Source organism: Devosia subaequoris (assembly GCF_014197055.1).
GTDB classification, from domain to species: domain Bacteria; phylum Pseudomonadota; class Alphaproteobacteria; order Rhizobiales; family Devosiaceae; genus Devosia; species Devosia subaequoris.
The window spans coordinates 690,223-703,059 of record NZ_JACIEW010000001.1 but is presented as its reverse complement, the minus strand read 5'-3'; the positions used below and the strand labels follow the sequence as shown (position 1 = coordinate 703,059).

Annotated in this window: 11 protein-coding genes; 9 read left to right on the top strand and 2 right to left on the bottom strand. The window is 62.2% G+C overall.

Annotated elements, in window-relative coordinates:
• Nucleotides 1-40 precede the first annotated feature (40 nt).
• From GGR20_RS03295 to GGR20_RS03285, 3 genes are all read left to right on the top strand, one after another.
• Nucleotides 41-1,420 (top strand): sensor histidine kinase, encoded by a 1,380-nt coding sequence (locus GGR20_RS03295; protein WP_183309773.1) that lies wholly within the window; start codon nt 41-43, stop codon nt 1,418-1,420.
• A 61-nt stretch (nt 1,421-1,481) separates the two neighbouring features.
• Nucleotides 1,482-1,958 carry an RT0821/Lpp0805 family surface protein gene (locus tag GGR20_RS03290; protein WP_183309772.1) on the top strand — a complete coding sequence of 159 codons (477 nt, stop codon included), beginning with the start codon at nt 1,482-1,484 and terminating at the stop codon, nt 1,956-1,958.
• Between the two features lie 82 nt (nt 1,959-2,040).
• Entirely contained in the window at nt 2,041-3,258 is a 1,218-nt protein-coding gene (locus tag GGR20_RS03285; RefSeq protein WP_183309771.1) for a hypothetical protein, read from the top strand.
• 4 nt (nt 3,259-3,262) lie between these two features.
• Here the strand turns inward: GGR20_RS03285 and GGR20_RS03280 are convergent, their stop codons facing one another.
• Both GGR20_RS03280 and GGR20_RS03275 read right to left on the bottom strand, forming a co-directional pair.
• On the bottom strand, nt 3,263-5,242 hold the full coding sequence (locus GGR20_RS03280; RefSeq protein ID WP_183309770.1) for an FAD-dependent oxidoreductase: 1,980 nt from the start codon (nt 5,240-5,242) through the stop codon (nt 3,263-3,265).
• On the bottom strand, nt 5,239-6,315 hold the full coding sequence (locus tag GGR20_RS03275) for a hypothetical protein (protein ID WP_183309769.1): 1,077 nt from the start codon (nt 6,313-6,315) through the stop codon (nt 5,239-5,241). Before GGR20_RS03275 ends, GGR20_RS03280 begins: the two co-directional genes overlap by 4 nt.
• Before the next feature lie 105 nt (nt 6,316-6,420).
• On the opposite strand from GGR20_RS03275, the gene ccmI reads away from it, so the two are divergent.
• The 6 genes from ccmI (at nt 6,421) to GGR20_RS03245 (ending at nt 12,835) form a co-directional block, all read left to right on the top strand.
• A complete protein-coding gene (ccmI, locus tag GGR20_RS03270; RefSeq protein WP_183309768.1) occupies nt 6,421-7,533 on the top strand; it encodes a c-type cytochrome biogenesis protein CcmI in 1,113 nt (370 codons plus the stop codon).
• The gene (ccmE, locus tag GGR20_RS03265; protein WP_246349371.1) at nt 7,530-8,003 is read left to right on the top strand and encodes a cytochrome c maturation protein CcmE; all 474 of its coding nucleotides are present in this window, start codon (nt 7,530-7,532) and stop codon (nt 8,001-8,003) included. Before ccmI ends, ccmE begins: the two co-directional genes overlap by 4 nt.
• Entirely contained in the window at nt 8,000-9,973 is a 1,974-nt protein-coding gene (locus GGR20_RS03260) for a heme lyase CcmF/NrfE family subunit (protein WP_183309767.1), read from the top strand. The genes ccmE and GGR20_RS03260 overlap by 4 nt, the downstream gene beginning before the upstream one ends.
• Nucleotides 9,973-10,440: a cytochrome c-type biogenesis protein gene (locus tag GGR20_RS03255; protein ID WP_183309766.1), complete on the top strand. Its 468-nt coding sequence runs from the start codon at nt 9,973-9,975 to the stop codon at nt 10,438-10,440. The genes GGR20_RS03260 and GGR20_RS03255 overlap by 1 nt, the downstream gene beginning before the upstream one ends.
• Nucleotides 10,441-10,558: 118 nt before the next feature.
• Nucleotides 10,559-12,100, top strand: coding sequence for a Do family serine endopeptidase (locus GGR20_RS03250; protein ID WP_183309765.1), 1,542 nt, complete (start codon nt 10,559-10,561; stop codon nt 12,098-12,100).
• A 63-nt stretch (nt 12,101-12,163) separates the two neighbouring features.
• The gene (locus tag GGR20_RS03245; RefSeq protein ID WP_183309764.1) at nt 12,164-12,835 is read left to right on the top strand and encodes a winged helix-turn-helix domain-containing protein; all 672 of its coding nucleotides are present in this window, start codon (nt 12,164-12,166) and stop codon (nt 12,833-12,835) included.
• Nucleotides 12,836-12,837: the final 2 nt, after the last annotated feature.

Here is a 12,837-nt window from a genome sequence, read left to right as displayed (position 1 = left end):
GGTTCCAAGATCGGCGTGGCCGGCAAGATGAGACGCTGAGATGTTGCGCAAGGGGTCGATCGCGGCAGCATTGTTCTGGCTATCGGCTGGCTGGCTGGTGCTGGCGCTGGTGACAACCGGCGTCCTCCTTACCGATCTCTACTCGCGAACCCTCGATTCCACGCTGACCGATACTCTGGACTTTCACGTCGAGAGCCTCGCCGGCGCGTTGCTCGAGACGGGTGACCCCCAGGACAATGACATCGCACTGGCTGACCCGCGCTTCGAGCGGCCGCGTTCGGGCTGGTACTGGATCATTCGCGGCGAAGAGGGGGGGCTGATCAACCTGTCGACATCCGTGGTCGGGATCGATCTGCCTGGCGTCGGCACGGCAGCCGATGACATGGGACGCAGCACTGAGGTGATCAACGACCCGTTCGGCACGCAATTGCGCATGGTCGAGCGCAGCGTCACCCTGGATGAGACGACCTATCGCATCACCGTTGCGGGCAATCTGACCGAGGTGCTCGAACTGGTCGCCGAATTTCGCGGTCAGACCTTTATCGTGCTGGGTGCCGTCGGCATCATGCTTGCAATCATGAGCGCGATCGTCGCCCGTATTGCCTTGCGCCCAATCGCGCGGCTGAGCAAGGCGGTGGAAGCCGTACGGGAGGGCGAAAGTGCCGAGGTTTCCGGCACCTATCCGACGGAAATTGCGCCGCTGGCCGAAGAGGTCAATGAACTGCTGCGCTCCAACGTGCAGATCATCGAACGCGCGCGCAATCAGGTTGGCAATCTCGCTCATGGGCTCAAGACCCCCATTGCCGTGCTGCGCAACGAAGCCCATGCGCGCAAAGGCGCGCTGGCCGATATTGTTGCCTCCGAGACCGAGAAGATGAGCAATATGGTCTCGACCTATCTCGAACGGGCGCGCCTTGCCGCCCGGACCTCCGTAGTGGGCAAGAAGGCCGACGCCACGATGATCATGCTGCGTCTCACGCGGGTGATGCGCAAGATACACCCGGATGTGACTATTGCCTTCCAGCGACCCGATGCATCACTGCCCTGGTTCAGGGGCGATGAGGCCGATTTCGAGGAGATGGCCGGCAATCTGCTCGACAATGCCTGCAAATGGTCCAAGGGGCAGGTTGGCGTGCGGCTGAGCAGCGTTCGCGGCGAAAAGGGCGCGCAGCTTCTGATGCGGATCGATGACAATGGCCCGGGGCTTTCCGAAGCTGATGCGCAAAAAGTGTTGCGTCGAGGCGTCAGGCTGGACGAGAAAACACCAGGAACCGGGCTGGGACTGGATATCGTCAAGGAACTGGTCGATGTCTATGGCGGAGAGCTTGCACTCAAACGCTCACAACTGGGCGGATTGCTGGTCGAGCTGCGACTGCCGACAGCGCGCCTGGGCGGTTTGGTCAGGCCGCCCGAGAACTGACGCACTTTCGCCGCATTGCGACAACAAGAACCAACTAACTGCACCAGAGGCCAATCATTCCATGAATCGCATCTCGCTCCTCGCCCTCCCGATCCTTGCCTTGGCCCTTGCCGCTTGTTCGAGCACCGGTAGCACGACGCGCGTGACCCAAGTGCCGGTTACGCCTCAGCCGGTGGCGACGCAGCCCCTGGTGCCGACCTCGGCCCAGACCGTTCAGACCGCCAAGCTGACCACCAGCATTGCCAACGGATTTGTCGATCCGGCCGCGTTGGCGCTGATGACGGCAAAGGACTCCAACGAGGCCAATAGCGCCCAGTTCTATGCCTTGCAGTTCGGCCGTCCCGGTGCACCACGTCAGTGGGCTGGTGATCAGGGGACGACAGGGTCGGTGGCTGTTGGGCCTTATGTGCGTGTGAATAATCTCGATTGCCGCGACTTCACCCACACCGTCAAAGTCGGCGGCAAGGACTACGTCAGGAAGGGCACCGCCTGCCGCGAGCAGAACGGCAATTGGAACGTGGTTCAAGGCGCGGCCTGATCGCAAGAGGTCCTTTGGGAAAGGATTGTTTACCACGGCCCTGTAGGGTCGATGGTGGTACCTTCCTTGACCCAAAGACCTTATGAGCCAGCCTGCCAGGAGCATTTCAGTAGCAACGCCGACACCCGCAAGATCCGAGGCGGGGGCGAACGCCAGTGCGCGCCGTCCATTCTGTGGCCTGATCGATCCGGTGCTGGTGGATGAACCCGTATTGTTCCCGCTCGGCAGTTCGGTCAGCGTCGAAGCGGCCAGAGGCGCCTGGGTATGGGTTGTGCGCGACCTGTGTGCTGACTTGATTTCTGCCGATGGCGTGGCAAACGGCAATTTTGCTGCGGCCGATCTTGAACCTCTGATGCCTGAAGTGCTGGCGCGCACGAAGGCTGCGCTGGACAGGATCGATGGCGACACCGAGGCCATGCGCCGCCAGCGCGCCCAATCGGGCCGCGACAATTTCCGGGACGAAGCGGCCGTGGTTATGGCGGCGCTCAGGGCGCGGGCCCTGCTGCCGAAGGCTCAGGGTTTCGGCCGGGCCGTCAATACCATGACCGATGACGCCGCACTCGGCGTCGCCTTGCAGTCCATGCCGGTGCAGGATCCCAAGCTGGCCGGGCTGTTGTTCCACGCCGCCATCGGGCAGGTGGCCAATCCAACGCGCCTGGTCACCGCAGTGATCAAATTGAGCGGCAATGCCAGCGAACAGGTGATCTCGCGAAACGGCTTTGGGCCTCTGATCGAAGCCATTCTGGGACAGGCTCAGAACCAGCTCAAGAACCTGCAATTGAGCGGACCCTTTGCGGATGTGGACATGGCGTGCCGGAGCCTAGACCGCTTTCATCGCCTCGTGCGCTCGCTTACCGGATATGTCGAGTTTGCGCGTGGCAGCCGCTCCACGCAAATGCTTGCCACCATCACCAAATTGGTCTCGGACCGCGTTGAGCCACGCCTGACGGAGGTCGTTACCGATCTCAACCAGGCCATGCGCCGCCCGCGCGAAGGGACGGATAGAATCGACAATGACCGTCTGCTGGGGGCCATAAACGGCGTCTATCTGCTTTCGGCCGTTCGGGACTGCCGCGATTCACTGGCGCTCAACGCGGTGTTCGACCAGGCCTGGAGCCAGACGGGGCAGGCGCTGGAACTGCATATCCAGCGCAATCTCGATTTGTTGCGTCAGAATCCCGACGATGCGGTAACGGGGGAACGGTTGAACGCGGCCATCAAAATGGCCGAGATCCGGTTCAATCCTGAATATGCCGACACGCTGAAGCGCGCCCGGGCCGCGGCGCTGCGGCGCGGCTGATCGATCAGGTGTCCTGCTCCGCGATTTGCGCGCGCACGATCTGCCCTTTTTCCCGAACCGTTACTGGATTGTCAGTTGTTGCGGCTCTGGCTGCCACCAGCCCGACGGCTCCGGCCGGATCGTGGCGCAAGACCACGCCAATTGCCTCGTCTGGATGCCGGGCGTCGGAATTGGGGAAGATCAGCGCTCCCGGTTCCAATATGCGCGCCTCATTGGGAACGATGCGAACGATCCTGGCCTCTGGACCATAGCGTCCAATGAGGTAAGCGGGAATTTCGGTCGGTTTGATGGGGACCCAATTGCCGGGATCGGGCAACTCCTGCTGGACGGACAGAGGCACAGAAGCGACCCGTTCCTGCGCGACGATGCCCGCAGCTTCCGCCGGAATAAGCCCGAGATTTACGCCGGCCGCAACCTCGTTGACCGCAAGCGGCTGGGGTGCTTCTGAGAGGAGAGTCAGCCCGCCTCGCGCTGGTCGCCAGAAGGCGAACCTGCGTTTGCGTGCCGCCTCTGCCGGACGCTGCAACAGTCCAATGCCGGCATCGAGATAGGTTGGCGCACCCTCGGAAACCGGAGAGGCGATCGCGAGCGGGCCATCCGGTGTTTCATGCACCGGATCAACGATTGGATCATCCACGGCTCGACGCGCCCGACCAAGCAGTTGGTCGATGGCGTCGGCGCCACTCTGGATGCAGCCGCGCCGCGTGAAATAGCCTGCCGCGCTGCCGGCCAAGGCAATCGAGTCCAGACGTCCCTGCGCCTCGAGCCGGCAGCGGTCTGCATTCCAGGCGCTGGAGCCGCCAGCAATATGCCACAATGTGAGGTCGGGCTGCCAACCGCCGCAGACCAGCAGGCGGTCGGTGACCAGGGTGTGCCCGTGCCGGCTTTCCGTGTGGACAGACAGCAAGCCACCAGAACGGGCAGTGCCCGCTGAAGCCACCACGGTGCCGGGCGATTGCACAATCCCGTAGGCGCGGGAAAAGGCGATAAAGCGCGATGTGGATTCTGGGCGCGCGTCCAGAATGCGGCCAATTTCGATCCCTGCATCGCTGGCAAGCATGGCCAATCGGTAGGCCGGATTGCTGCCGGTTGCCACGATGGCGCGCTGGCCCGGCCATACGCCAAACCGTGTCGCCATTTCATAGGCATCCAGGCATCCGGCGATGCCGGGTAGCCGGTTGCCCGCAAATATTGGCAGGCGTTCGAGAGCGCCCGCGGCGATAACGATGCGCTCAGCGGCAATATCGATGACGCGGCCGCGGCTGGTGCCTGGTGAGGTTTCGATCCGGTGCGCCCGTGCAAGGCCCGGTCTAATGGAAAACACCTGTGTCGCGGCCAGGACGGTGATCGCTTCGGCTGCTTCGACCTCAGCGCTCAGGCGCGCCATGCTCTCCTCGGGAGCGTCCTCACCTTCCTGGGTGCCAAAAAGTCCAGAATGCCCACCGAGAAACCCCCTTGCCTCGACAAGAGTGACGGTTAGTCCGACACGCGCCCCGGCGAGTGCTGCCGACAGGCCAGCGACACCGCCGCCGATAACCAGCAAATCAGTTGAGGTGTCGGCCGCGCCTGGAATTGTCCGCCATGGCCGGGTCAGCGGACGAGCCGCATCGAGCTTCAGCCCAAGCGTGCGACCAGGTTGAAACAGGCGCGTCATGCCGCGCGAACGTTCGGCCCCAAGCGTCACGAACTCGGCGCCGTCCTGGGCCGGGGTTCTGGCCATGGGGAGCGCGAACTGCGGGTCACTGGCGAGGCTGGCATGGCTGATAGCTGGGTGGGCCCACGATGTGAGGCCAATGGGACTATTCTGATGCTGGCCAACAGTATCGATGCCCGCAGCCAACGCGGCGCTCAGCACCGTATCGCCAGCATATCCCGAGACGATCCGCCCATCGAGCCGGAACCGCAACGGCCTGGTGCGGTCAATTGCAGTGCCGGCAAAACCCTTGGGCGCATTCTCCGGTAGTCGATTGATCTGCGGCCTCATGCAACGTGTCCTTCCAGCGGCCACTGGAATTCGTCGACGCGCGTCTGACGGCTGGTTCGATTGACCAAATGTTGCTCAAACCAGCGGGCCTCCTCCGCAGATGGCTCACCAGCCAGCCAGCGGGCGAGGGCCGGCGCAATGAAGGCTCCATAGCACCCGATATTCGCGACGACGTCCGCGCCCTGACCAGCAGCGCGACCAAAGGCCGGCGCACCATCTCTAGTGCCAAGCGCGACGTAGTTGGTCTGCCCGGCCTGTTCCACTTTTCGGTTCTGGCCCAGAAGGTTTAGCACGTGCTCGGAAAATGCGGCCCTCTCGCCTGGACCGAACGCCGCAACACCGCCTTCGGTTTGCTGCGTGAGGAAAAGGCCTTTGTCCAGTTCGAGCATGATGGGGGCAGCCAGCGGCCGTGTCGGCGTGGTCAGGATGCTTGTATGACGCACACGCTGGAACAGCGTTGGCCACTGGCGCAGCGGAAGCCATGCCACAATCGCCTCGTCGTCGGCCAGGACGGCCTGTCGGGCCCAGTGGATCCCCGTATCGGTTTCAATCTTTGCCGCACCGTCATTCTCGATCGCTACCGAGCGGGGGACCGGTCGCTCCACGGTGCAGTCCTTCAACCAGCGCTCCAACCCCGCTTCCAGGTGGGCGCGATTTAGCCGCAACGTGTCGCGAAGGACCATGCCCAACCGATTGCCACCCAGCATGGATTGCCCAACCGGTTCGGCTGCAATGCCAAATCCGCCGGCCATGTGACGCATGTGGGAGAGAGCTTCAACGGCGCGCGGGGCTTCGGCAAAGAACACAGGGTCGACACGCGACAAGGCATTCCGGCCTGCAATTCGGACGACGAGGCGCGCCGTCTCCGGGGCCGTGCCAATCAGCCTGGTCCAGCTTTGAGGTCGTGTGATGGGTGCAACGGAAATGTCCAGGCCGCGAGGCAGGCGATAACCTGCTCGATTCTGCCCGACCAACAAGACCTTCCGGCCATGCTCACGGCCCAGCAGCCCCGCCAAAAGCTGCGCCATGGGGGTAGAGCCAAAGATCGCAAAGTCGAATTCGGCCTCGTTCATGCGGCAAATAAGCCTGCGACCGCCGGCCCCTGTGGCAATGCGTCCTTGCTTTCACGCGCTGTTTTGATGGTTTTTTGCCGCATTCGGCTTATAGAGGGCCATGCCTTGCCGCGTCTGGCAGACAAGCGTTTGGGGCCCATGATATTCTGGTCGATTGCCATTGCCATTACCGCCATTGCCTGCGCTGCCCTGTTCTATGCGGCGGCGGGACGCACGGTCAACGCGACGACCAGCGAAATGGCTGATCAGAACAGACATTTTCGCTTGGCGCTCGACGCCATTGAAGCCGATGAGCGCAATGGTAGGCTCGATGCCAGCCAGGCAGTGGCTGCAAAGGGCGAACTGGCCCGCGAAATTCTGCGCAGCAAGGCGTCGCCTGAAGTGGCGGCGACCAAGTCGCTCGGTCGCGCGCCCCTCCTGTTCGGGCTTGCCATTACCGCCGCGCTGAGCCTTGGTCTGTATGCGTTTTTGGGGCGACCCGACCTGCCCACCCAACCTCTGACTGAACGCCCGGAACTGCTTGCGCAATCTCTTGATCTTGATGAGGCAGTGGCGCGCATCGAAGCGCAATTGGCCAGAGCGCCCCAGGACCTGCGCGGCTGGCAGGTCATCGCGCCGGCCTATGTTGAAATGCGCCGCTTTGCCGACGCAGCAGAGGCCTATCGCCGGGTGATTGCATTGGCTGGCCCGAGTGCCGACCTGCGCACCGATCTTGCCGAGGCGCTGTTGCTCGATGCCAATGGGGCCGGGTCCGATGAAGCGATGGACCAGCTTGAGCTGGCAGCTGCAGCGGACCCCGCACATGTGCGCTCGCGTCTCTATCTTGCCTCCGAATCCATGCGTCTGGCCCGTTATGACGAGGCTCAGGTCTATTGGCAGCAGGCAATCGACCTGGCACAGGGCACTGAAGTCTGGCTGCCTGCTGCGCGGCAAGGACTGGCGGTTGCGCAAAATGATGGTGTCGACACCACGGCTGCGGAACAGTTGGAAATGATCGAGGGCATGGTTGGTGGCCTGGCCGAGCGGCTGTACGCTGAGGGTGGTACTGTCGAAGAATGGGCCCAGCTTGTCCGATCCTACCTGGTGCTGAATGATCGCGAGAGTGCGCAGCGCGCATACGATAGCGCGGTTGACGCCTATCCCGCCGCGTTTGACCGTGGCGAACTCGATACGCTTGCCCTCGATGGTGGCCTGACGCTGAACGGAGATGATCGATGACCATGCCGGCAAATTCCCGTCGCGGCATGACCCGCAAGCAGAAGCGCCTGGCCGTCATAGCCGGATTGGCCGTTGTGCTGGCGATCGCAACGGCGCTGGTGCTCACTGCGTTGCGCGACCAGATTGTGTTCTTCTACGCGCCGAGCGATGTGGTTTCGCGCGATGTTGCGCCAGGACAGGCCATCCGTCTCGGCGGTCTGGTCAAGGACGGCAGTTGGACCCGCAACGGCCAGGACAATGTGTTCACCATCACCGATGGCGGACATGACATTGTGGCGCAATACGTTGGTATCCTGCCCGACTTGTTCCGCGAGGGGCAGGGGGTGGTCGCCGAAGGCAGCCTTGGCCCCGATGGACGTTTTCGGGCGAGCAATGTGCTGGCCAAGCATGACGAGAACTATATTCCAAAGGAAGTGGTCGAGGCGCTTAAGGCGCAAGGTGAATGGCGGCCGGAGGACACCGTCCCGTGAGCATCGAGCTTGGACATTTTGCGCTCGTACTTGCCTTCGCCATAGCCGTCGTTTCGGCTCTGGGCGGGCTTCTGCTCTGGCGGCGCGGGGAACGGCTGGCGGCGGTACTCAGCCAGGCCGCCATCCTGCAATTCGTGCTGGTCGCGGTAGCCTTCCTGGCCGTGGTGCAAGCCTTTGTGGTGTCCGATTTCAGCCTTGCATTGGCGGCCAATCATTCGCATTCGCTCAAGCCCCTGATCTTCAAGATATCCGGCGTTTGGGGCAATCACGAAGGCTCCATGCTGCTTTGGGTATTGATCCTGGTGCTGTTCGGCGCATTGGCGGCCGCGTTCAGCCGCAGCCTCCCCTCCGATCTGACCAATCTGGTTCTGGGTACGCAGAGCCTGCTCACCGCTGCCTTCGCCGGCTTCACTCTGTTTACCTCCAATCCCTTCGCCCGGCTCTCGCCTGCGCCGCTGGAGGGGGGCGACCTCAATCCCGTGCTGCAGGATGTGGGCCTGGCCATTCATCCTCCGCTGCTCTATGCGGGCTATGTTGGCTTCTCGATCTGCTTTTCCTTTGCAGTTGCAGCCTTGATTTCGGGTCGCATCGATCAGGCCTGGGCGCGTTGGGTGCGCCCCTGGACCATGTTGAGCTGGACATTCCTGACCCTGGGCATCGCCATGGGCTCGTACTGGGCCTATTACGAACTCGGCTGGGGCGGCTGGTGGTTCTGGGACCCGGTGGAGAATGCCAGCTTCATGCCCTGGCTGGCCGGCACGGCGCTGTTGCACTCGGCTCTGGTCATGGAAAAGCGCAATGCGCTCAAGATCTGGACGATCTTCCTGGCCATCATCACCTTCTCGCTGTCGCTGCTGGGCACTTTCCTGGTGCGCTCAGGCATTTTGACGTCGGTGCACACCTTTGCCAGCGATCCAACTCGCGGACTGGTCATCCTTGCCATGTTGGCCGTGCTAATCGGCGGGGCTTTCATGCTCTTTGCGATACGGTCGCCGGCGTTGCGCCAGGGCGGACTGTTCGCGCCGATCAGCCGTGAAGGCGCGCTCATTCTCAACAATCTGTTCCTGGCGACGGCAGTTGGCGCCGTGCTGGTCGGTACGCTCTATCCATTGCTGCTCGACGCGCTGACTGGAACCACCATTTCGGTGGGTGCACCATTTTTCAACTTCACCTTCGGTGCACTGATGGCGCCGCTCCTGCTGGTGCTGCCCTTCGGCCCGCTTCTGGCATGGAAACGGGCTGACCTGGTCGCCGCCGGGCAGCGCCTGATGGGCTTTGCGGCCCTGGCGGTTTTCCTGGCCATTCTCATTTCGGCCCTGGCCGGCAATTCGATTTCGCTGGTACCGATCGGGCTGCTGCTTGGTTTCTGGGTGACCTTTGGCGCCATTGCCGAACTGATCGAGCGTAGTCGGCTTGGGCGGATTCCCCTGGCTGAAAGCATGAGGCGCCTGGCAGGATTGCCGCGCAGCATCTGGTCGACGGCAATTGGCCATATGGGACTTGGTTTGACGGTGCTGGGGATCGTTTCAGTCTCAGCCTGGGAGACTGAACTGGTCACCACGCTCAACCCCGGCGAAACCGCCGAACTGTCAGGCTATGTGATTGCTTTTGACAGCTTCGAGCAAGTCGAGGGGCCCAACTATCTCGCCGATACTGGCGCGTTCACCGTGACCGGCCCGAATGGCGGCACAGAAGATCTGATGCCGGAACGCCGGACCTATGTGGCCAGTGGCACGCCCACCACTGAAGCAGCAATTCAGACTTACGGCCTGTCCCAGCTTTACCTGCAACTGGGTGAGCCCCTGGATGATACCCACGTCATTCGGGTCTGGCACAAACCCTATATTCTGCTGATCTGGATAGGAGCGCTGATCATGTCCGGTGCCGGCATCCTGTCACTGAGCGACCGTCGCGTCCGCTTTGGCGTGCCGCAAACGGCGCGCAAGGCGAAGCCGGAGGCGTCCCTCTAATGCTGCGTGTCACGCTGTTGTGTCTGATGCTGTGTCTGACGCCATCCTCCTTGGCGCTGGGGCCGGATGAGATTTTGCCTGACCCGGCCCTTGAGCAGCGGGCGCGTGACATTTCCGCCGGATTGCGGTGCCTCGTTTGCCAAAACCAGTCCATCGACGACAGTGATGCCGACCTGGCGCGCGACCTGCGCATACTGGTGCGCGAACGCCTGGTTGCCGGCGACACCAATACGGAGGTCGAGCAGTATGTCGTTGACCGCTATGGCGAATATGTTCTGCTCAATCCGCGCCTAGGGCCCCATACACTACTGCTATGGGTAGCGGCTCCTTTGCTGCTGCTGATTGGTCTGGGTGCCTTGATCATCGCGCGCAAGCGGCACGGTGCATTACCCGCCGATGGGCTGACTGCCGAAGAAACTGCGGCGCTCGATGCCCTGAAACATGGCGGCGACAAGGCCGGGTCCTGACACAATCCCGCCTGCTACATTGCCAAAGCTTAATCTTGGCGCAACTTCATAGAAAGGCGCGTCGTTGCATATGTATCACCACAAGCTGTTGAGAGCTTAACGAAGGAGATACGTTCCCATGCGTTCGACTATTCTTTCGCGTACCCGCCATTGGCTGGGCGCATCGGCACTGGCCCTCCTGGTCGGCGTCGGCGGCGTTTCCACCGCTTTTGTCTTCACTGGCCAGGCCGCTAACGCGCAGATGCAGAATGCCGCGCAGATCGTTGTGCCGCAGGCACAGGTGCAGCAGGGATTTGCCGATCTTGTCGAGGCGGTCAAGCCCGCCGTCGTTTCGATCCTGGTCGAGGCTGAGGCTCCAGGCCGTACCGTCCAGCGCGGTGGCCGCGACTTCAATTTCGAATTCAATTTCCCCGACCTGCCCGAAGACCATCCCTTCCGCGACTTCTTCGACCAGTTCGGTGGTCCCAACGGCCAGGGTGCGCCCGGCGGCCAGGGTGCACCGCGCCGCTTCATGGCTGCCGGTTCCGGCTTCATCATTTCCGATGATGGCTATGTCGTCACCAATAACCACGTGGTCGAAGATGCCACCAAGGTGACGGTCGTGTTCGAGGACGGTTCCGAACAGGTCGCCGAAATCGTCGGCACCGACGAGCGGACCGACCTGGCAGTCCTCAAGATCGAAGGCGAAGACCTGCCATTTGTGAGCTTTGAAGGTGACGAGCAACCAAGCCGCGTCGGCGACTGGGTCGTGGCCGTGGGCAACCCCTTTGGTCTCGGTGGCACGGTTACCGTTGGTGTCATCTCGGGTGCCGGCCGTGACATCGGCGGTTCGAACTATGGCGACTTCCTGCAGATCGACGCGGCTGTGAACACCGGCAACTCGGGCGGGCCGGCCTTCAACGCCAAGGGCGAAGTGGTTGGCGTGAACACGGCCATCTATTCACCCACCGGCGGCAATGTCGGCATTGCCTTTGCGATTCCCGCCCGCACGGTGCAGCAGATCGTCGGACAGCTCATCGAAGACGGCACGGTAACTCGTGGTTATCTCGGTGTTTCAATCCAGGACGTCAGCCGCGATATTGCCGATAGCGTCGGTTTGGACAACGCGCGTGGTGCCATCGTTCGCGAACCGACCGAAGATGGTCCGGCTGGTGCCGCTGGCGTTGAATCGGGCGACATCATCATCAAGGTCGATGGTGAACAGATCGATGATGCGCTCGATCTCAGCCGCACCATTGCCAGCAAGGCTCCTGACAGCTCGGTTGAATTGACGATCTGGCGGGACGGCGCCGAGACCACCATCTCGGTTCAGCTCCAGCAACTCGATGAGAGCGCAGCGGCCGAAACCCCTGAGCAGCCGACCCCACCCGAGGCCTTGCCGGAAGCCGCCACGGCTCTGGGTATGACCCTGGTGCCCAATGGTGACGGTTCCGGTGGCCTGTTGATCCAGAATGTTGATGGCGACAGCGCCGCAGCACAGCGCGGCTTTGCCACCGGCGACGTCATTCTTGAAGTGGACAACAAGCCCGTGGCCGAGCCCGCCGATTTCGATGCTGCCGTCCAGGCCGTACAGGATCGGGGTCTCAACACCGTGCTGATCAAGGTCGCCCGCGATGGCGAGGCCCGCTTTGTCGGCCTGCCGATCGGCGATAACGAATAACAAGCTTTTGGCCTCCGGGTTTGCCCCGGGGGCCATCCCCCCAGAACTATCGGAGCGTCAGTCGTGAAGATCCTGCTCATCGAAGATGATCGCGAAGCGGCGAGCTATCTCGTTCAGGCCCTCGATGAGGCCGGCCATGTCACCCATCATGCTGCAGACGGCGAGACTGGTTACGCCATGGCATCCGGTATGGACTATGACGTGCTGATCGTGGACCGCATGTTGCCGCGACGGGACGGTCTCAGCATCGTTGAAAGCCTGCGGGCCGAGGACGACAAGACCCCCGTACTCATTCTGTCGGCATTGGGTGAAGTGGACGATCGCGTTACTGGCCTGCGCGCCGGCGGCGATGACTATTTGACCAAGCCATACGCATTCACCGAATTGTTGGCCCGCATTGAAGTGCTGGCACGCCGTTCAAGCCCGGCAGAAGCGGCAACCAGCTACTCCGTGGGTGGCCTTTCGCTGGATCGTCTCAGCCGCAAGGTTGAGCGCGCAGGAGAGAATATTCTGCTGCAACCGCGCGAGTTCCGCCTGCTTGAGTACCTCATGAAGAATGCCGGCAAGGTGGTGACGCGCACCATGCTGCTCGAGAACGTCTGGGACTATCACTTCGATCCTCAGACCAATGTCATCGACGTGCACATGTCCCGCCTGCGCTCCAAGATCGACAAAGGTCACGTCAATCCGCTGCTGCACACCGTGCGCGGCGCCGGCTACATGATCCGGGAGTAGCC

What these genes read in the sequence shown, in the direction of transcription:
- GGR20_RS03295 (WP_183309773.1), top strand. Translation starts at nt 41, where the DNA reads ATGTTGCGCAAGGGGTCGATCGCGGCAGCATTGTTCTGGCTATCGGCT.
- GGR20_RS03290 (WP_183309772.1), top strand. Translation starts at nt 1,482, where the DNA reads ATGAATCGCATCTCGCTCCTCGCCCTCCCGATCCTTGCCTTGGCCCTT.
- GGR20_RS03285 (WP_183309771.1), top strand. Translation starts at nt 2,041, where the DNA reads ATGAGCCAGCCTGCCAGGAGCATTTCAGTAGCAACGCCGACACCCGCA.
- GGR20_RS03280 (WP_183309770.1), bottom strand. Translation starts at nt 5,242, where the DNA reads ATGAGGCCGCAGATCAATCGACTACCGGAGAATGCGCCCAAGGGTTTT.
- GGR20_RS03275 (WP_183309769.1), bottom strand. Translation starts at nt 6,315, where the DNA reads ATGAACGAGGCCGAATTCGACTTTGCGATCTTTGGCTCTACCCCCATG.
- ccmE (WP_246349371.1), top strand. Translation starts at nt 7,530, where the DNA reads ATGACCATGCCGGCAAATTCCCGTCGCGGCATGACCCGCAAGCAGAAG.
- GGR20_RS03255 (WP_183309766.1), top strand. Translation starts at nt 9,973, where the DNA reads ATGCTGCGTGTCACGCTGTTGTGTCTGATGCTGTGTCTGACGCCATCC.
- GGR20_RS03250 (WP_183309765.1), top strand. Translation starts at nt 10,559, where the DNA reads ATGCGTTCGACTATTCTTTCGCGTACCCGCCATTGGCTGGGCGCATCG.